The following is a 19,617-nucleotide window of genomic DNA, read 5'->3' as shown; positions in this document are numbered from 1 at the left end:
CGCCGAATTTCTTCGACAAGACTGTTGCGATCGCTGCTGTCAGTGTGGTTTTGCCGTGATCAACGTGACCAATTGTGCCTACGTTTACGTGCGGCTTGGTGCGCTCGAACTTACCTTTTGCCATTTTATTCTTCCTTCAAAAAGAACGATTTATCAACAATAGAAAACCTGCCCCTGCATGGGGCAGGCCTTTGATTCTTTATTACTTCGCTTTGGATGTGACGATCGCGTCGATAACATTCTTCGGCGCTTCAGAGTAGTGCTTGAATTCCATCGAGTACGTAGCGCGACCTTGGGTAGCGGAACGCAGGGATGTGGAATAACCAAACATCTCGGACAAAGGCACTTCAGCTTTGATGATCTTGCCACCGCCGCCAGCGATTTCGTCCATACCTTGAACCATACCGCGACGTGAAGACAAGTCACCCATGACTGTACCAGCGTAGTCTTCAGGTGTTTCAACTTCAACAGCCATCATTGGTTCCAGGATAACTGGACTTGCTTTACGGCAGCCATCTTTGAACGCCATCGAACCCGCCATACGGAAGGCGTTTTCGTTGGAGTCAACGTCATGGTAGGAACCGAAGAACAGTGTAACTTTAACGTCAACAACCGGGTAGCCAGCCAATACACCGGAAGTCAGTGTTTCGCGAACACCTTTTTCAACTGCAGGGATGTATTCGCGTGGAACTGTACCGCCTTTGATCGCGTCAACGAATTCAAAGCCTTTACCTGGTTCTTGCGGTTCGATCTTCAGAACAACGTGACCGTACTGACCACGACCACCGGATTGCTTAACGAATTTACCTTCGATTTCTTCGCAAGTTTTGCGAATAGTTTCGCGGTAAGCAACTTGTGGTTTGCCGACTGTCGCTTCAACGTTGAATTCACGCTTCATACGGTCAACGATAATGTCCAGATGCAACTCGCCCATACCGGCGATAATTGTCTGACCAGATTCTTCGTCAGTACGTACGCGGAAAGATGGATCTTCAGCGGCCAGACGGTTCAGTGCCAGACCCATTTTTTCCTGGTCAGCCTTGGTTTTTGGTTCTACAGCCTGAGAAATAACTGGCTCTGGGAATATCATGCGTTCCAGAACAACGATTGCTTTTTCGTCACACAGCGTATCACCAGTCGTTGTGTCTTTCAGACCAACAACCGCAGCGATATCACCCGCCATCATTTCTTTGATTTCTTCACGTTGGTTCGCGTGCATTTGAACCAGACGGCCGATACGTTCTTTTTTCTCTTTAACAGAGTTGTAAACGCTGTCGCCAGAATTCAAAGTACCGGAGTAGCAACGGATAAAGCACAATTGACCAACGAATGGATCAGTTGCGATTTTGAATGCCAGAGCAGAGAATTTCTCTGTATCTTCAGCTTTACGGACAACTGGTTCGTCATCTTCGTTCAGACCTGGAACTGGTGGGATGTCCAATGGGGATGGCAGGTATTCAACAACCGCATCCAGCATCGCCTGAACACCCTTGTTCTTAAATGCAGTACCACACATCATAGGAACGATTTCAGAAGCGATAGTACGTTGACGCAAAGCAGTTTTGATTTCTTCTTCAGTCAAATCACCTTCTTCAAGGTATTTGTTCATCAGCTCTTCACTGGCTTCAGCAGCTGCTTCAACCATGTTTTCACGCCACTTTTGCGCTTCAGCCAACAGATTTTCAGGGATATCACGGTATTCAAATTTCATACCTTGAGATGCTGCATCCCAAATGATTGCTTTCATCTTGACCAGATCGATAACGCCTTCGAACAGGTCTTCAGCACCGATAGGTACTTGCAGAGGAACTGGATTGGCTTTCAGACGTGCACGCATTTGATCGTACACTTTGAAGAAATTCGCGCCAGTACGGTCCATCTTGTTGACGAATGCCAAACGTGGGACTTTGTACTTGTTAGCCTGACGCCATACGGTTTCAGACTGAGGCTGTACGCCACCTACTGCACAGTAAACCATGCAGGCGCCATCCAGAACACGCATGGAACGCTCAACTTCAATCGTGAAGTCAACGTGGCCTGGTGTATCGATGATGTTGATGTGATGCTCAGGGAAATTGTTCGCCATGCCCTTCCAGAAGCATGTCGTCGCAGCGGAAGTGATGGTGATACCACGTTCCTGCTCTTGTTCCATCCAGTCCATGGTAGCCGCGCCATCATGCACTTCACCAATTTTGTGGTTTACACCGGTGTAAAACAGAACGCGTTCTGTCGTCGTTGTTTTACCGGCATCAATGTGAGCAGAAATACCGATGTTGCGGTAGCGCTCAATGGGGGTCTTACGGGCCATAGCTAATCCTAAATCTTTTAATGGACAAAACCGAGCGCATTTTTTTACAAAAATCGCGCCCGGCCTGATTCAAAATACTTGCCAGAGCCATTGCATGATTGACACACAATCGCTCCTTACTCTTACTCTTAGAAGCGGAAGTGAGAGAAGGCCTTGTTGGCTTCAGCCATACGATGGACTTCATCACGTTTCTTCATTGCGCCGCCGCGACCTTCTGCGGCTTCCAGCAATTCACCACCCAAACGTTGTGGCATGGATTTTTCGCTACGCTTGTTAGCGGCTTCACGCAACCAACGCATAGACAAAGCCAGACGGCGAACTGGACGAACTTCTACAGGCACCTGGTAGTTAGCACCACCAACACGGCGGGATTTAACTTCAACCAGTGGCTTGGCGTTGTTGATTGCCAGCGCAAACACTTCCAGAGGATCTTTACCAGATTTTTGCTGGATGTGATCGAATGCGCCGTAGATGATGCCTTCAGCAACAGATTTCTTGCCGGACAACATCAATACGTTTACAAATTTTGCTACTTCTACATTACCGAATTTTGGATCCGGCAGTACGTCCCGTTTCGGGACCTCACGACGACGTGGCATTTCAATTCCTTTCAATCTTCAGTTGAGCACAAAGCAACATTTTGCTCCACGCTCGCGACAGGCCATCATAACCGGTCACTTACTCGGCTTATTTCCAAACCGACACTGATCCGTAATAGCTTACGGAGATTAAATTACGAGATAATTACTTCTTAACTGCCTTAGCACGCTTAGCACCATATTTGGAGCGAGCTTGCTTACGGTCTTTAACGCCTTGAGTATCCAAAGCACCACGAACCATATGGTAACGAACACCTGGCAAATCCTTTACACGACCACCACGCAGCAATACCACGCTATGTTCTTGCAAGTTATGGCCTTCACCGCCAATGTACGAAATAACTTCGAAACCATTGGTCAGGCGAACTTTGGCAACTTTACGCAAAGCCGAGTTAGGCTTTTTTGGAGTTGTCGTATAAACGCGGGTGCAAACGCCACGTTTTTGCGGGCTGTTTTCCAGCGCCGGCGATTTGCTTTTAACACGTGCAGAAACACGTGGTTGGCGAATCAGTTGATTGATGGTTGGCATCGTTTTTAATCCAACAAAATACAACGTTAAACACAAACCCGGAAACGGTTGCCCGGGAACTTAAAATCATTTTTTGTCTGAATCCTCAGACTTACCCGACTATTTTTGCCTGCTTTTTAAGCACTGCAACACGTGACATAAAGGGCCATAAAGTGATAAATACGGCGCACAGACACATGAAACAACAATAGAAAATGCAAACCCAAAATCGAGAACTCGCAATTTTATGCCCTGATGAACAAGCATGTCAACGCTTTTTATTTCTTAAATTCAAGCGCTTAGGGCCATTTACGATCTGTAGCGAGCGTCAGCGGGGTCAGGGTAACCAAGCGCAGCGCAAAAAGCGGAATGTACTGTAGTACATGAGCATTTTGAGCAGCACATGAGCCCCGATCACGCTCGCGCAGTAAGATCGTAAGCAGGTCCTTAGATGAAATGGTGGGTCTTTCAGGGTAGAAAATTTCCCCAAAAAAGCAAGCCATAAGTCAGGACAGGGCTATCCTGACGGTCTTTCAAAGTCAAAATATCCTTAAATTCTGTGCCCGCCGTGCCGCAGCCAATCTAAATCATTTACTATTTACGCCCTTGACCCGCCGGAATCCATCACCCGCCACGACAGCAGCACCGGCCCGATGACCGCCACTCACTTATTCAGCAAGCTAAGCAATTTGACAATGCCCACCCCGTTTCGCCCTGCATCACTGTTCCTGATCGTCAGTTACCTGCTGATTTCGGCCTTGCCGTTTTTTCCACTGCTGCAAGGTCAGCCGGTGGACAAGCCCTATCACTTGCTGGCAATGGAAGTGCTGTCCTGGCTGGCATTTTGGGCGTTGCTGCAAAAACCGCGCTGGTTTCACTATCTGCTGCTGCCGGCCTTCCTTGCTCTGCCGACGGAAATTTACCTGCGACTTTACTTTGGTCAGGGCATTTCCACCCACCACCTGGGCATCATGGTTGAAACCAGTCCCAAAGAGGCGATGGAATTTTTGGGGAACAAGGTCTGGCTGCTACTGCTGATTGTCATTGCCGTCATCAGCTGGTGGTGGGGCCTGTTGAAGATAGCACGTGCTCACAGTCACTGGGATTGGCAACACCGCTCACGCTGGCTGGTGCTGGGCTTGTTTGTGCTGGGTTTGGGTGTATGGCTTTATGGCGATCAGATCGGTGTTGCAGAAAAGCCAGCCTCTGCCAGCACCAGTGCCAGTGCATCCGCTTCTGAAACGGATGAAGATGATGAAGACGAGGATAGCAGCGCATCCACATCAGCCAAAGCCACGGCCAAGGCTTCGGCCAGCGCTTCTGACTATAGCCTGAACAAATGGGCCACGAAACTGAAGAAGCAATTGCCTTTACTGCCATACTGGGCACAGATTCCTTACGACGAAGAAACTTATATACGCAGTTGGCCGTTTGGCCTGAGCTTGCGGGCGGCCGATTTTTGGAATGAGCGTGACTATTTGTCCCGTTTATCTGAAAAAAGCCGTGCCTTCCGTTTCCAGGCGCATTTGGATGGCAATCCGAATTTGCCACAAACCGTGGTCATGGTCATCGGTGAATCTTCGCGCTTTGACCGCTGGAGCCTGAATGGCTATGACCGCGACACCAATCCCTTGCTTAAACAGGAAAGCAATCTGGTCAGCTTCAGCGACGTCGTCACGGCGGTGTCGGCCACCCGGTTGTCAGTGCCTATTATTGTGTCGCGCAAGCCGGCGGCACAAAGCCTGAAAGCCGGTTTTTCAGAAAAATCCTTCCTGACCGCCTTCAAGGAGGCTGGTTTTAAAACCTACTGGCTGTCGAACCAGATGAGCTTTGGGCAATTCGATACGCCGACATCGGTATTTGCCAAGGAAGCCGATGTCACGCAGTTCCTGAACCTGGGCGGCTTTACCAATAGCTCCAACCTGGATCAAGTATTACTGGAACCCATGGCGAATGCCCTGCGTGACCCGGCACCGAAAAAACTGATCGTCCTGCATACCCTGGGTAATCACTGGAACTACAGCCATCGCCACCCCGCCTCTTTCGACAAATGGAAGCCGTCTTTATATGGTGTGACCAATCCCGCCTATACCGACCTGAAAAACAAGCAGGCGCTGAATAACAGTTACGACAATTCCATCCTGTATACCGACTGGATGTTGTCGGAAGTCATACAGAAGCTGAAAACCAGCCAGCAACTCACGTCCCTGCTGTTTGTGTCTGACCACGGTCAGACCCTGTATGACGGTACCTGCAACCTGGCCTTCCATGGCCATAACACTCAATATGAATTCCATGTTCCGGCCTTTGTCTGGTATTCAGACGCCTATCAGGAACAATTTCCCAACAAGATCATACAGTTGCGCCTGCACCAGAAAGCCAGGCTGTCGACCGAAAATATATTCCATAGCCTGCTGGATATGGCGAATATCCGCTACCCGGATGAAAAGCTGGAGTGGAGCGTACTCAGCCAGAAGCTGAAAGCACATACCCGCTATGTCGACAGCTATGGCTGGACCGATTACGACAATGCCACCTTCAAAGGTGATTGCCGCGAAGTAATGGATAAAAAGACGCCCCTGATACAAGAGAAATAAACAGGTCTGATGCAATCGCCGGCGCTGCGCTACTGGCTTCACTGGCTTTCGCTGGCTTTCATTGCAGCAAATACACTTTGTCACTTACACTTGCGCTATGCCACATGAGATCGCGCCCACCCTGCAATTTACTCACCAGCAACAGCCGACCGCCATCGTGGCAGGTGCCTGGCTGGTGCATGCCCTGTCAGGCAGGGCAACCATGCATGAAATCAGCGCGCTGCTCAACAAGGCAGCGCAGCAAAAAGACCTGCACTGGGATTTGTCGCAAATCAGCAGCCTCGATCACATAGGTGCACAAATGTTGTGGCGCGCCTGGGGCAAGCAAAGGCCACGACAACTCACGGTGCAAAGTGCACATGAGGGTTTGTTTATCAGGCTGGAACAGGTAAGCAGGATCAATATCCCCGGTTCAGCCAAACCACGCCTGACACGCACCATGCAACTGGGCGCACAAATGCTGGGCCTGCTCAACCATTTGCACAGCTTTACTGCGCTGCTCGGCCAGTTAATGCTGGATATATGGCGCTTTATCCGGCACCCGCTCAAAGGGCCGTGGAAAGAATTATCAGCCAACATCTACCGCACTGGTGCCCAGGCGCTGGGCATCACTGCACTGGTCGGCATTTTGATTGGCGTGGTATTGTCGTATTTGTCAGCGCAACAATTGCGTACCTTTGGTGGTGACCTGTATATCGTCAATATCCTTGGCATGAGTATCATCCGCGAGCTGGGGCCCATGCTGGCAGCCATTCTGGTGGCGGGCCGCTCGGGTTCGGCGATTACGGCACAGCTTGGTGTCATGCGGGTGACGGAAGAACTGGATGCCATGAGCGTCATGGGCATACCCCACGGCTTTCGCCTGATCATGCCAAAAGTACTGGCGCTGGCCATCGCCATGCCGCTGCTGGTGATCTGGACCGATGTCATGGCGCTGGCCGGCGGTATGATATCCGCGCAAGCGCTGCTGGGCATGTCACCCGAATTCTTTATCTATAAATTACCGGAAGCGGTACCACTTCTCAATTACTGGATAGGCCTGCTCAAAGGTGTGAGCTTTGGCATGCTGATTGCCCTGATCGCCTGCCACTATGGCTTGCGGATAGAACCGAATACCGAAAGCCTGGGTCGTGGCACCACCAATTCCGTGGTGGTGGCCATTACCGTCGTCATCATTGCCGATGCCGTATTTGCCATCATCTTCAGCAAGACGGGCTATTGATGACACGAGAACATATCATTGAAATCCGTGATTTGCGTACCCAGTTTGGTCGTGCCGTTATTCATGATCAACTGGAACTGCAAGTCAGGCGCGGCGAGATTTTATCCATCGTCGGTGGTTCGGGTTCGGGCAAGACGGTGCTGATGCGGCAAATGCTGGGGCTGGAAGTGCCGACTCGAGGCAACATCAAGGTATTTGGCGAAGACCTGCATGCACCGCAGGCACGCCATCTTGATTACCTGCGCAAGCGTTCCGGTATGCTGTTCCAGCATGGTGCCCTGTATTCTGCCATGAGCGTATTTGACAATGTTGCCCAGCCCATGCGTGAACTGGGTACCCTGTCAGAAGACCTGATCACGGATCTGGTCTACCTGAAACTGCATATGGTCGATATTGCCTTTGAACATGCGCGCAAGATGCCGTCTGACCTGTCCGGCGGCATGATCAAACGGATTGCCTTGGCGCGGGCGCTGGCGCTCGAGCCGGAACTGCTGTTCCTGGATGAGCCCACTGCCGGGCTGGATCCGGACCGGTCGGACAGTTTTGTAGAACTGATATTATCGCTGCACCAGCAATTGCGCCTGACCGTCATCATGGTGACGCATGACCTGGACAGCCTGTTTGCCCTGTCCAACCGGATTGCCGTGCTGGCAGAAAAACGCGTAGTCACCATCGGTACGCCGCAGGAAGTGCTGGCATTTAAACATCCATTCATCAACAGTTTCTTTCTTGGTGGACGCGGTCAGCGCGCCATGGAAGTGCTGTCACCAACCCCGCATCAGGAAATGTAAGCTATGGAAAACAGATCTCATGCGCTCATGGCCGGCTTCTTTACCATTGCCCTGCTGGTACTGGCGACGGTACTGGCAATCTGGCTGGGGCGCGACAAAATCAAACGGGTACCGTATGAAGTCGTCACCAAGACGGCGGTATCCGGCCTGAACCTGCAAGCCGCGGTGCGCTATAAAGGCATCAAGGTTGGCAATGTCACCGACATCGATTTTGATGACAAGAACCCCGGGCAAATCATTTTGCGACTGGAAATCATTCCCGATGCGCCGGTCACCAGTTCCACCTTTGCCACCCTGGGTTATCAGGGCGTGACCGGGATTGCTTTCGTGCAACTCGACGATGACGGCAGCTCCAAACAATTGCTGGTTGCCGATGGCGCAGAAGTCAACGCTGATGCGCCGCCGCGCATACCGATGCGCCCGGGCATGATGCAAAATCTGGAACAGCGTGGCCAGGCCATCCTCACCCAAACCGAAGAACTGACACGCCGCCTGAACAAATTGTTTGATCCCGACAACCAGAAATCACTGATGACCGCCATCGACAATTTCGGTAAAGCATCGGCTGCCTGGAAGGCCTTACCCGAGAAGTTTGACCCTACCCTGGCACGTCTGCCAGAACTGGCAGAACAGGCCAAAGCCACCTTGAAATCTGTCAACGTGCTGGCAACCGACGCCAGCAAACTCAGCAATAACCTGAACCAGTTTGCCAGCAACCTGCAGGCAGCCGATGGCCCGTTGGCACGCTTCAACCAGGCCATGGACAGGGTCAGTGACAGCCTGATCATCGATACTCTGCCACGCGTGCAGACGCTGACTACTGAAACGCGGGCGACCATGCGTTCCATCAATCGGGTATCAGAAAGCCTCAATGACCGGCCGCAGAGTCTGCTGTTTGGCCCACCGGTACAGACACCCGGCCCCGGCGAGCCCGGCTTTGTCGCCCCCAAATAAAGGAATTCGCATGAACCATCAATACCTGTACCAACAGCTTGCACGCCTGGGCGCGATGCTCGGACTGTTCGCCATCCTGTCTGCCTGTTCCACTACCCCTGTCGCACAGCGGCAGCAATATGACTTTGGCCCCTGGCTGGCGGAAACCCCGGCTGCCCCTGTATCTGGCAAGCTGCAATTCAGCCTGGCGGAGATTACCGTCCCGGCAGCACTGGAAAGCAATGCCATGTTGTATCGCCTGCAATACGACAACGTCCAGCAACTCAAAGCCTATTCCCAGCACCGCTGGAGCATGCCGCCTGCACAATTGCTGGCACAGCGTCTGAAAACCCGCCTGGCCAGCCAGGGCAATGATGTCATGGTCAGTACTGAGGCGGCGTCGCCGTTCCCGGTATTGCGCATAGAACTGGAAGAGTTTTCACAAATCTTCAGCAGCACATCCCAAAGTCATGCGCAAATCAGTCTGCGTGCCAGTCTGGTCAAAGGCCGTCAATTGCTGGCACAAAAGAGCTTCCAGCAAAAGGTGGCTGCGGCCAGTGCCGACGCACCCAGTGGTGCCAAAGCCATGCAGGAAGCTGCCGATGCCAGCATTGATGCCTTGCAAACCTGGATCAAAAGCCTGCCCCTGAATTAAGTCCAAGCTCTAGCGTATGCAGCCCAGCCCTTCAGCCGATGCTTCAGTCAATGCTGACGCCGACGCGGTCAGCTCACAGCACAGCTCGCCCTTTGCCAGGGTGAGTCTGGCGGCTTACCTGTTTTTGATCGTGTATGCCAGCTGGTATCCGTTCACCGGATGGCAAGCCAATAACTGGGCAGCCCTGCCGGATGTCATTCAGCAATGGCCAAGGTATTGGTCGGGCTTTGACGCGGCCATCAATGTGGTCGGCTATATTCCCTTTGGCATATTGATCGTGTTTGCGCTGTATCCACTGGTCACCCGCTGGTGGGCGGCGCTGCTTGCCACTCTGGGCGGTATCCTGGTGTCGGCTACGGCAGAAGTGGTGCAATTTTTCTTGCCCAGCCGCGTGACTTCCTTGCTGGATTTTCTGACCAATGCATCCGGTGCCATGCTGGGTGCCATACTGGGCGCCCTGCTGACCCCGCTAATACTGGAAAAAGGCCGTCTGCAACTCTTGCGCAAGCAATGGACGTATAAGGAATCCAGCCGCGAAATCCTGGTGCTGGGCCTGTGGACCATGGCACAGATTTATCCGCAAGCCTATCTGTTCGGCCTGGGGCAAATCCTGCCCGTCATTTCACAAAGCCTGAGTGAAATGATGGACATCGATATTGATATCAGCAATTTCCTGCTACAGGGTTTCGAGCCCAGTGCGGATGAATACCTGATGTCCGAAGCTATCATAACGGCCTGTAGTTGCACCGGTGCGCTGCTGATCTGCCTTAGCATACTGAACCGGCATGCGCCCAAATCCGTGCTGGCGACCCTGTTATTGTTGGGTGCACTGATCATCAAATCGCTGGCCAGCGCCCTGCTGTTCAAGCCTGAATATGCATTTGCCTGGCTGACCCCAGGCGCGCGTGGTGGCCTGGTACTCAGTATCATCATGCTGTACGGCTTTTCTTTTGCGCCTGCGCATGTACAGAAAAGGCTGGCGCTGGTATTGCTGACGATTTCGCTAATCGTATTGAATCTGGTGTCTGACAACCCCTACTTCGCGGCCACCATGCAGACCTGGGTGCAGGGCAAGTTTCTGAACTTTAATGGTGCAGCCCAGTTCCTGTCCGTGTTCTGGCCTTTTCTCGCAATCTGGGCCTTGTTGCGCAAGCCAGCCAGCACCTGAAGCGCGGCTTCCTGCCCCTGCCTGCGCAATTGCAGTATCATAGTGGGCTTCAACTACTGCCATCCGGCGGCGCAATCTCAAATTACCCTCAGGTAAGCTCAGGTTGCATGGCCCGCAGGCTGAATAATCTATGTCTGAAGCTCTCTATTTTCAAAAGCATGTCTTCTTCTGCATGAACCAGCGTGAAGATGGCCGCCCATGCTGTGCCGACCGTGGCGCGCAGGCAGCACAGGAACATGCAAAACGTCGCGTCAAGCAGCTGGACATGAATGGTCACGGCAAAATCCGCATCAACAAGGCTGGCTGCCTGGACCGTTGCGAAGAAGGCCCGGTGCTGGTGGTCTATCCGCAAGGCACCTGGTATACCTTTGTTGATCAAAGCGACATTGATGAAATCATTGATGTTGACCTGATAGGCGGCGGTGTCGTCGAACGTCTGAAGATCTGAATCCCATGAATGCCCAAACCGAACACTTTTTTATACAGGGCGCAGCAGGACAATTGCAATGCGCACTGGACCTGCCTGATCCTGAAACCCATACCAGCCCTGTTGGCCTGGCCCTGGTAGCCCATCCGCACCCGCTGTATGGCGGCACCATGGACAATAAAGTCGCCCAGACCCTGGCGCGAACTTTTACCGGCCTGGGTTATGCGGCGGTACGCATGAATTTCCGTGGTGTTGACCAGTCCGCAGGTACTTACGATGCCGGTCTGGGTGAAACCGATGACATGGAATTATTGCTTAAGGCCATGCGCGTCCGCTTCCCTGGCCTGCCGCTGGCACTGGCCGGGTTTTCCTTTGGCACCTTTGTCCAGGCCCGCCTGCAACAACGCCTGCAAGAGCGCCCGCAAGAAAGCGGCCAGCCCGCAGAACGCCTGGCGCTGGTCGGTGCGGCTGCCGGTAAATGGGATATGCCGCTGATACCTGCCAATACCATTCTGGTTCATGGCGAGCTGGACGATACGATTCCCCTGAGTGCGGTACTGGACTGGCTGCGTCCGCAAGACATACCTGTCACCGTGATACCCGGTGCCGACCATTTCTTTCACCGTCGCCTGCACCATATCAAACAACTCATCACCAGCACGTGGGATAAAGCCTGATGATGTCTTTACCAGATCCATCTCGCCAGCCAGTCTGGTGAAGATGTAGCTTATTTGTTTTTTGTCACCCCTTGTTTTACTAGCTACCCAATGAAAAAATTCCTCGCTTCTATTGCCGTATCGCTGCTGACCATGACAGCTGCGGTCGCACAAACCCTGCCTGCGCCGACGATCGCTTCCAAATCCTGGCTTTTGCTTGACGCCACCAGTAATCAGGTGATCGCCGCGCAAGAACCAAGCATGAGCGTAGAGCCAGCATCGCTGACCAAGATCATGACCGCTTACCTGGTGTTCGCTGCCCTGAAGGACAAGAAACTGGACCTGAACCAGAGCATCAATGTCTCTACCCGCGCCTGGAAGGTCGATGGCAGCAGCTCCAAAATGTTTATCGAGCCCAACAAGCCCGTCACCATCAATGATTTGCTGTATGGCCTGATCGTACAGTCCGGCAATGATGCCGCTGTCGCCCTGGCCGAAACCGTGGCCGGTAGCGAAGAAGCCTTCGTCGTGCAGATGAACCGCGAAGCCGAACGCATGGGTTTGAAAGCGACCCGCTTTGCCAATCCGCATGGTTTGCCCAGCAAGGACAATTATTCGACAGCCCAGGACCTGTCCACCCTGGCAGCGCGCCTGATTATCGATTATCCCGATTTTTATAAAACCTATTACTCGACCAAAAGCTTTACCTATAACAAGATCACCCAACCCAACCGCAACCGCCTGTTGTGGCTGGACCCTAGCGTAGACGGCATGAAAACCGGCCACACCTCCAGCGGTGGCTATAGCCTGATTTCTTCTGCCAGCCGTCCGAATGGCACCGGCACACGTCGTCTGATTTCTGTCGTCATCGGTACCGACAGCGACCAGGTGCGTGCGCAGGAAAGCCTGAAACTGCTGAACTGGGGTTACCTCAACTTTGACACCCTGAAGCTGTACGAAAAAGGCCAGGCTATCGCCACGCCGGAAGTATGGAAAGGCACGCAGGCACAGATCAAGATCGGTTTCGACCGTGACCTGTATGTGACTTTGCCCAAAGGCGCAGCCGCCAAGCTGAAACCGGCACTGGAACGCAAAGACCCGCTGGTGGCCCCCATCGCAATCAACAGCAAGGTCGGCAGCGTAAAAATGATGCTGGATGGCAAACCCGTTGCCGAATTTCCGGTAATGGCGCTGGAACAGGTCAACCAGGCCAGCATCTTTGGCCGCGCCTGGGATTCGATACGCCTGATGTTCAAGTAAGCTGGCGCGATACCCCTCCCCTTACCCTTCCCTCATGTGCGGCCCTGCAATATTGCAGGCCGCGCATAAACCCTGGCTATGCTTGTATGCGTTAATTGCATAAACCCTGGTGCGATTCTGTGTGAAAATAAGTTCTTCTCTTCTTCACTCACGCAGACATCATGAATGATCCCCTGGTATACCTGAATGGCGAAATGACGCCGCTGTCCGAAGCCAAGATCCCGGTCCTGGACCGTGGCTTTATTTTTGGCGATGGCATCTATGAAGTCATCCCTGTGTATCAGCGCAAAATGTTCCGTGCTGACCAGCATCTGGCCCGCCTGTTCCGCAGCCTGGCATCCATAGGCATTACCAATCCGCATAGCAAGGAAGAATGGCTGGAACTGATCGCCAGGGTCATGGCCGCGCATGAAGCAGATGACCAGATGGTGTACCTGCAAGTTACCCGTGGCGTGGCCAAACGTGCGCATGCCTTCCCCAAAGATGTGACACCTACGGTCTTCATCATGACCAACCCCATCGTACTGCCGACTGCGGCGGCACGCGAAAACGGGGTTGCCTGTGTATCCATGGAAGACAAACGCTGGTTGCGTTGTGAAATCAAGTCCATCTCATTGCTGGGCAATGTGCTGGCGGCACAAAATGCGGCAGAAGAAGGCGTGGCCGAAAGCATACAGTTCCGTGACGGTTACCTGACCGAAGCATCCGCATCAAATGTGTGGATAGTCAAAGACGGCGTGCTGATGGGCCCGCCAAAAGACAATCTGATACTGGAAGGCATACGCTACGGCCTCATCGAAGAACTGTGCGCCGCTCACAACATCAAACTGGAAGCCCGCCGTATTACCCGCGAAGAAGTCTTCGCCGCCGATGAAGTCATGCTGTCATCCGCCACCAAGGAAGTGCTGGCAGTAGTGAAACTGGACGATAAGTCCATTGGTGACGGCAAACCTGGTGCCGTTTATCACAAGCTGTATGCGGCTTATCAAGTTGCCAAAGCAGCCTGATACTGTACATAGATAGTCTGATTAAGAACCCGTTCATGCAATAACTGCATGAATGGCCTATTGCATGGAATGCAAGGCCCATCCTGTCCAAACCCCGACATGCGCCATTGTCTTTACTACCTGCTCTCCAGGGTTATCATCCTGTCACCGTACACAAGGGCCACCAACTCTATTGGAAAACAGGGCCAAGACCCCATATACTGACATTACGTTATTTTGAATATATGGACGCATTATGGAAATGAGACCCATCCCCCCCGAAGAAAGTCTGATCGAATATCCCAGCGATTTTCCGATCAAGATCATGGGCCCGATGCACGATGACTTCGCCCAGACCATGGTAGACGTGGTGACTATCCATGATCCGACGTTTCATGCAGGCAAAGTTGAAATGCGACCATCCAGCAAGGGCGCTTACCTGTCCGTTACAGTGACAGTACGCGCTACCAGCCGTGAACAACTCGACAATCTGTACCGTGAACTGTCTTCTCACCCGATGGTGAAGATCGTACTGTAAGACCGTAAGACGTGAAGCTGTTTGCCAGCACAGGCTGGCAAACAGAGCACACCCTGTCATTCCTGCCGCCGCACTACATCTGCCTGCTCTCTTCCGCAATTTCATTCAGCAGCCATTCCCTGAAGGCTTTTACTTGTGGTTTCAGCAAGGCATTCGGCGGGTACACAAGGTAATACGCTACCTCGCAGGGAATATCGATGGTGAACAGGCGTTGCAGCAAACCCGCCTTGATATCTGACTGCACAATAATATGCCGCCCCAGTGCAATGCCCTGCCCGTCCACCGCCGCCCGCGCCAGCATCGATGAATCCTGAAACACCAAACCGCCGGTAGGTTCTTCATTATCCAGGCCGGCTGCACGAAACCAGGGTTCCCAGGGTTCGCCATCACAGCGCAGCAACTGCATTCTGGCCAGCTCTGCCGGTGTACGCGGTAACTGCCCACCATGGAAATAAGGGCTGGCAACCGGGTAGTAATAATCACCCATCAATAATTCGCTGACCATACCCGGATAATTACCCAGCCCGAAGCGTATGCCTATGTCGATTGATTCCCTTGCGTAATCTGTCAGGTGGTTACTGGATTGCAGACTGACCTCCAGATCCGGGAAATGCTCGATGAAACGACCGAGACGCGGTGACAGCCAGCGGGCAGCAAAGGAAGGCAGGGACGTGATGCCCAGGCGTTTTTGCTTGTTGCGGGTTTTCAGTAGTTCAGCCGCGTCGCCCAGGTCTTGCAAGGCCTGGCGTATGGTGGCAGCAAACTGTTCGCCGTCTGGCGTGATGGAAATACGCTTGCCGTTGCGGATGAACAGGGCCACACCCAGTTCTTCTTCCAGCGCCCGCACCTGATGGCTGATGGCACCGTGGGTCAGATGGATTTCGTCTGCCGCACGGGAGAAATTTTCATGCCTGGCAGCTGCCTCGAAGGCGCGCAGGGCTGCTAAATTGGGTAATCGCCGAAAATCCATGTTGATGTGAATAGAATTAGCAAGACAATCAAAAATTACTCGTTTTATTTCCTGAATGCAGCAGACTACAATGCTTTCATCGCGGTGCAACAAATCATATTTTACATAAGCTTAGCAAGAATATTTGGATTGCAGCGCATTTCAGGCAGTAAATACAGGAGCATGGAAATGACAAATAATTTCGCAAACCCATCATACACGATAGCCGCTGGCAACACCTTGTCTGGCCATTCGGAAACAGCCCGTAAAATCGAAGTGGCATGTGGCCGCGTGTGGCTGACTATTGCTGGCAACCAGGACGATTTCTGGCTGGCCGCCGGTGAATCCATGGTCATCCCAGCAAATCAGTTGGTGGTGATTGAAGCAGAACAGCAAGCCAGCCTGATCGAATTGTCCGCTGTATCGAGCGTGATTTCGATGAAAAACCAGGATTTCCTGGCTGGCGGCTATCTGCAAAAACTGACACGCAAACTGAGCCAGGTATTTGCCTGATTAGCGAAATAAGCGAAGTCAGACAAATACTCAGGAACCCGCACAGGCCCCCGATATGAAGCATGCAGCCTTAGTACTGATCGACGTACAGCAAGGTTTCGATGACCCCAAGTGGGGCCAGCGCAATAATCCTGCTGCCGAGCAGTACATAGCTGCCCTGCTTCAGCACTGGCGTGAACGTGAGCAAACCGTCATCCATGTGCGCCATCAATCGCAAGAACCGGATTCGCCTCTGCGTGCCGGGCAAGCCGGTTATGAATTCAAGTCACTGGCACACCCGCTGGCTGGTGAAGCCATCTTTACCAAAAAGGTCAACAGCGCCTTTATCGGTACCGAGCTGGAAGCCTATCTGCATGTCAAAAACATCAAACGACTGGTCATCGCTGGTCTGACGACAGATCACTGCGTATCCACCTCGACACGCATGGCAGGCAACCTGGGCTTTGAAGTCACACTGGCCGCAGATGCCTGCGCCACCTTTGATCGCGCCGATGTCGATGGCGTACTGATCCCGGCAGAAGAAATACACCGCATCCATCTGGCCAGCCTGCACAATGAATTCTGCACGGTAAAGAACACGGCAGACATCATTGCACTGCAAGCGTAATTCGCCCCGGATACAATAGACAACTACCCCAGAACTCATCCCTGTTTATGGAATGAGTTCCAGAATCATTCCCGACTACCTTCATTTGGAAATGCCATGACTGGATCTGTACAAGTCCACGTAGTTCACGCCTTTACCCATAACAATGCAGGCGGTAACCCGGCTGGCGTCGTGCTGAATGCGGACCAATATACTGTAGAGCAGAAATTACACATCGCAAAATCAGTGGGGCTGTCAGAAACTGCCTTCGTCTCGCAATCGGACAGTGCGGCCTTCAAGCTGGAATTCTTTACCCCCAACCGGCAAATCGCCCACTGCGGCCATGCCACGGTCGCCACTTTTTCGCTGCTGCGTGCATTGGATATGGTCGGCGAAGGCATGAGCAGCAAAGAAACCATCGATGGCAATCGTGACATATTGATCAAGGCTGACATGGCCTTCATGCAACAGAAGGCACCACGCTTTCAACCCATTGCTGCCGATGACCATCAATATACCGCTGCCTATGACCGCATACTGAAAAGCATGGGCCTCAGCACCGAGGATTTAATACCCGGACAAGTCCCCACCATCGTCAATACCGGCAACAGCTTTTTGCTGATTCCCATCAACAGCCGCGAGCACCTGTCACGGATACAGCCGCAGCAGGCAATCATCAACGACATCAGCGAAGAATTTGACCTGATCGGCTTTTACCCGTTTACCCTGGAAGCGCAAGATACCGGCCACGCCGCCAGCACTCGCATGTTTGCGCCACGCTATGGCATAGACGAAGAAGCAGCAACCGGCATGGCAGCCGGCCCACTGGCCAGCCTGTTGTACACGGCTTTTCAACAAGCCGAACCTGGCTTGCAGATAGAACAGGGTTACCTGATGCAGCCTGCCTCACCGAGCCTCATCCATGTCGACCTGGACATCAGGCAGGGTGAAATCCATAGCCTGATGGCGGGCGGCAGGGCCAGGGTAGAAAAAACCCTCAACATTGATTTGTAAGCAAGTCACCTGAGTTTTGCGCCAGATCATGCCATTTTCACAAGCAAAGAACTTCGTGGCGCAAAATGTTACACTAGCGGCCTATGCAAGCAGCCATCTCGCCATCTGTTATTCCCCGCATCATCCACCGCGGCATTGAGCCTTACCAGCTCACTTTTGATGCCATGCGCGCCTTTACGGATGCCCGCACGGAAAACACGCCCAATGAATTCTGGATTGTTGAACACCCGCCCGTCTATACCCTGGGCCTGGGGGCTGACCAGTCGCACGTGCTGGCCGCCCATGACATCCCCGTGGTGCAAACTGACCGTGGTGGTGAAGTCACCTACCATGGCCCCGGTCAGGTCGTGATTTACCTGCTGATGGACTTGCGCCGCAGCCACCCCAAGGCCCGTTTATTTGCGCGTGAATTCGTCCACAAGATAGAACAGGCGGTCATCAATACCCTGGCAGCGTATAATCTGGCTGGTGAACGCAAGGAAGGCGCGCCCGGCATCTATGTCAGCAACGGCCAGTGGCAAGGCGCCAAGATCGCCGCCCTGGGCCTGAAAGTGCGTGGCAATGGCTGCACCTACCATGGCGTATCATTGAATGTGGATATGGATTTGACACCGTTTTCCTGGATTAACCCCTGCGGCTATGCAGGCCTGACGACGGTAGACATGAACACCCTGGGCGTGCCCATGCCGCTGCACCAGGTCCAGACCGCACTCGCACAGAATTTGCAAGATCTTTTGACTGCCTCCTGATTTTTCGACATCGCTTCATACCATGACAACCGAAAACACACCCGTCGCCACCGCTGCTTACGATCCTACCGAGAAACAAAAAGGAGCAAGCAAGACAGCGCGCATCCCCATCAAGATCATCCCGATGGAAAGATTGCCCAAGCCAGACTGGATACGCGTCAAAGCCGGTTCACCCACTACCCGCTTTTATGAAATCAAAGACATCCTGCGCGCCAACAAACTGGTGACAGTCTGCGAAGAAGCATCCTGCCCGAATATCGGCGAATGTTTTGGCAAAGGCACGGCCACTTTCATGATCATGGGTGACAAATGCACCCGCCGTTGCCCTTTCTGCGACGTCGGCCATGGCCGCCCGGACCCGCTGGACGTGGATGAACCAGCCAACCTCGCAAAAACCATCGCTGCCTTAAAACTCAGCTATGTCGTCATCACCTCCGTTGACCGCGATGACTTACGCGACGGTGGCGCTGCCCACTTTGCCGAGTGCATTACCCGCGTCCGCGAACTATCCCCCATGACACGCATAGAAATCCTGACCCCGGATTTCCGTGGCCGCATGGACCGCGCGCTGGAAATTTTGAACATGGCACCGCCAGACGTGATGAACCACAACCTGGAAACCGCACCGCGCCTGTACAAGGAAGCACGCCCCGGTTCCGACTATGAATATTCACTGAACCTGCTGAAACGCTTCAAGGAACAACACCCTAACACCCCGACCAAATCCGGCATCATGGTCGGCCTGGGTGAAACCGATGAAGAAGTCCTGCAAGTCATGCGCGACATGCGCGCCCACAACGTCGACATGCTGACCATAGGCCAGTACCTGGCCCCAAGTGGCCACCACTTGCCAGTACGCCGCTATGTCCACCCGGATGTCTTCAAGATGTACGAAGAAGAAGCCTACAAAATGGGCTTCGCCCATGCGGCAGTGGGAGCAATGGTAAGGTCAAGCTACCATGCAGATCAGCAGGCGCATGGAGTGGGGACGGATTTGAGGATTTAAGGATAGAAGTACAAAGAGAACGGCTCATTATTTTCAAGATAATGGGCCGCTTTTATATGTATCTCGTTTTTTAAGCCCACAAACTTAAAAACTCAGGAAAAATCGCTAATGTTTGAATAATGATTGTTCTTTTTTAAACATTTTTTGATTTG

The 19,617-nt window shown here is 52.8% G+C and carries 21 protein-coding genes; 16 read left to right on the top strand and 5 right to left on the bottom strand.

Annotated features, from left to right (window positions below):
* The 4 genes from H8L32_RS23920 to rpsL all read right to left on the bottom strand — a co-directional run.
* A partial coding sequence (locus H8L32_RS23920; protein ID WP_017454492.1) for a GTP-binding protein occupies positions 1 to 124 on the bottom strand: 124 nt, incomplete at its 3' end.
* A gap of 78 nt (positions 125 to 202) precedes the next feature.
* Positions 203 to 2,308 (bottom strand): elongation factor G, encoded by a 2,106-nt coding sequence (fusA, locus tag H8L32_RS23915; RefSeq protein ID WP_186950149.1) that lies wholly within the window; start codon positions 2,306 to 2,308, stop codon positions 203 to 205.
* 128 nt (positions 2,309 to 2,436) lie between these two features.
* Positions 2,437 to 2,907 (bottom strand): 30S ribosomal protein S7, encoded by a 471-nt coding sequence (gene rpsG, locus H8L32_RS23910; protein ID WP_162039546.1) that lies wholly within the window; start codon positions 2,905 to 2,907, stop codon positions 2,437 to 2,439.
* Between the two features lie 145 nt (positions 2,908 to 3,052).
* Entirely contained in the window at positions 3,053 to 3,436 is a 384-nt protein-coding gene (rpsL, locus tag H8L32_RS23905; RefSeq protein ID WP_110258019.1) for a 30S ribosomal protein S12, read from the bottom strand.
* A 674-nt stretch (positions 3,437 to 4,110) separates the two neighbouring features.
* Here rpsL and H8L32_RS23900 point away from each other — a divergent pair.
* The 11 genes from H8L32_RS23900 (at position 4,111) to H8L32_RS23850 (ending at position 14,648) form a co-directional block, all read left to right on the top strand.
* A complete protein-coding gene (locus tag H8L32_RS23900; RefSeq protein WP_186950147.1) occupies positions 4,111 to 6,012 on the top strand; it encodes a phosphoethanolamine transferase in 1,902 nt (633 codons plus the stop codon).
* A 97-nt stretch (positions 6,013 to 6,109) separates the two neighbouring features.
* The gene (locus H8L32_RS23895) at positions 6,110 to 7,234 is read left to right on the top strand and encodes an ABC transporter permease (RefSeq protein WP_186950145.1); all 1,125 of its coding nucleotides are present in this window, start codon (positions 6,110 to 6,112) and stop codon (positions 7,232 to 7,234) included.
* Positions 7,234 to 8,025: an ABC transporter ATP-binding protein gene (locus H8L32_RS23890; RefSeq protein ID WP_186950143.1), complete on the top strand. Its 792-nt coding sequence runs from the start codon at positions 7,234 to 7,236 to the stop codon at positions 8,023 to 8,025. Before H8L32_RS23895 ends, H8L32_RS23890 begins: the two co-directional genes overlap by 1 nt.
* Positions 8,026 to 8,028: 3 nt before the next feature.
* Positions 8,029 to 8,979, top strand: a complete 951-nt coding sequence (locus tag H8L32_RS23885; protein ID WP_186950141.1) for an MlaD family protein — start codon at positions 8,029 to 8,031, stop codon at positions 8,977 to 8,979.
* A gap of 10 nt (positions 8,980 to 8,989) precedes the next feature.
* Positions 8,990 to 9,613 carry an ABC-type transport auxiliary lipoprotein family protein gene (locus tag H8L32_RS23880; RefSeq protein WP_186950139.1) on the top strand — a complete coding sequence of 208 codons (624 nt, stop codon included), beginning with the start codon at positions 8,990 to 8,992 and terminating at the stop codon, positions 9,611 to 9,613.
* A 16-nt stretch (positions 9,614 to 9,629) separates the two neighbouring features.
* Complete coding sequence (locus H8L32_RS23875) at positions 9,630 to 10,781, top strand: VanZ family protein (RefSeq protein WP_186950137.1); 1,152 nt, start codon at positions 9,630 to 9,632, stop codon at positions 10,779 to 10,781.
* Positions 10,782 to 10,911: 130 nt separating this feature from the next.
* On the top strand, positions 10,912 to 11,229 hold the full coding sequence (locus H8L32_RS23870; protein WP_186950135.1) for a (2Fe-2S) ferredoxin domain-containing protein: 318 nt from the start codon (positions 10,912 to 10,914) through the stop codon (positions 11,227 to 11,229).
* Between the two features lie 5 nt (positions 11,230 to 11,234).
* Complete coding sequence (locus tag H8L32_RS23865) at positions 11,235 to 11,885, top strand: alpha/beta hydrolase (RefSeq protein WP_186950133.1); 651 nt, start codon at positions 11,235 to 11,237, stop codon at positions 11,883 to 11,885.
* A gap of 90 nt (positions 11,886 to 11,975) precedes the next feature.
* Positions 11,976 to 13,124 (top strand): D-alanyl-D-alanine carboxypeptidase family protein, encoded by a 1,149-nt coding sequence (locus H8L32_RS23860; protein WP_186950131.1) that lies wholly within the window; start codon positions 11,976 to 11,978, stop codon positions 13,122 to 13,124.
* 161 nt (positions 13,125 to 13,285) lie between these two features.
* Positions 13,286 to 14,131 carry a D-amino acid aminotransferase gene (locus H8L32_RS23855; RefSeq protein ID WP_186950130.1) on the top strand — a complete coding sequence of 282 codons (846 nt, stop codon included), beginning with the start codon at positions 13,286 to 13,288 and terminating at the stop codon, positions 14,129 to 14,131.
* Positions 14,132 to 14,366: 235 nt separating this feature from the next.
* Entirely contained in the window at positions 14,367 to 14,648 is a 282-nt protein-coding gene (locus H8L32_RS23850) for a DUF493 family protein (RefSeq protein ID WP_408058962.1), read from the top strand.
* 73 nt (positions 14,649 to 14,721) lie between these two features.
* On the opposite strand, the gene gcvA is transcribed toward H8L32_RS23850, so the two are convergent.
* Positions 14,722 to 15,618 carry a transcriptional regulator GcvA gene (gcvA, locus tag H8L32_RS23845; protein ID WP_186950128.1) on the bottom strand — a complete coding sequence of 299 codons (897 nt, stop codon included), beginning with the start codon at positions 15,616 to 15,618 and terminating at the stop codon, positions 14,722 to 14,724.
* Positions 15,619 to 15,786: 168 nt separating this feature from the next.
* Here gcvA and H8L32_RS23840 point away from each other — a divergent pair, with 168 nt between their 5' ends.
* From H8L32_RS23840 to lipA, 5 genes are all read left to right on the top strand, one after another.
* Positions 15,787 to 16,110 carry a DUF2917 domain-containing protein gene (locus H8L32_RS23840; RefSeq protein ID WP_186950126.1) on the top strand — a complete coding sequence of 108 codons (324 nt, stop codon included), beginning with the start codon at positions 15,787 to 15,789 and terminating at the stop codon, positions 16,108 to 16,110.
* A gap of 55 nt (positions 16,111 to 16,165) precedes the next feature.
* Positions 16,166 to 16,717: a cysteine hydrolase family protein gene (locus H8L32_RS23835; RefSeq protein WP_186950124.1), complete on the top strand. Its 552-nt coding sequence runs from the start codon at positions 16,166 to 16,168 to the stop codon at positions 16,715 to 16,717.
* Positions 16,718 to 16,813: 96 nt separating this feature from the next.
* A complete protein-coding gene (locus tag H8L32_RS23830) occupies positions 16,814 to 17,710 on the top strand; it encodes a PhzF family phenazine biosynthesis protein (protein WP_186950122.1) in 897 nt (298 codons plus the stop codon).
* Between the two features lie 83 nt (positions 17,711 to 17,793).
* Positions 17,794 to 18,459 (top strand): lipoyl(octanoyl) transferase LipB, encoded by a 666-nt coding sequence (gene lipB / locus H8L32_RS23825; protein ID WP_186950120.1) that lies wholly within the window; start codon positions 17,794 to 17,796, stop codon positions 18,457 to 18,459.
* A gap of 22 nt (positions 18,460 to 18,481) precedes the next feature.
* The gene (gene lipA, locus H8L32_RS23820) at positions 18,482 to 19,465 is read left to right on the top strand and encodes a lipoyl synthase (protein ID WP_186950119.1); all 984 of its coding nucleotides are present in this window, start codon (positions 18,482 to 18,484) and stop codon (positions 19,463 to 19,465) included.
* The last annotated feature ends 152 nt before the right edge of the window (positions 19,466 to 19,617 follow it).

It is taken from the genome of Undibacterium hunanense (genome assembly GCF_014284335.1).
GTDB classification, from domain to species: domain Bacteria; phylum Pseudomonadota; class Gammaproteobacteria; order Burkholderiales; family Burkholderiaceae_D; genus Undibacterium; species Undibacterium hunanense.
Note: the sequence above shows the minus strand (reverse complement) of the source record. Positions and strands in the feature narration are given on the sequence as shown.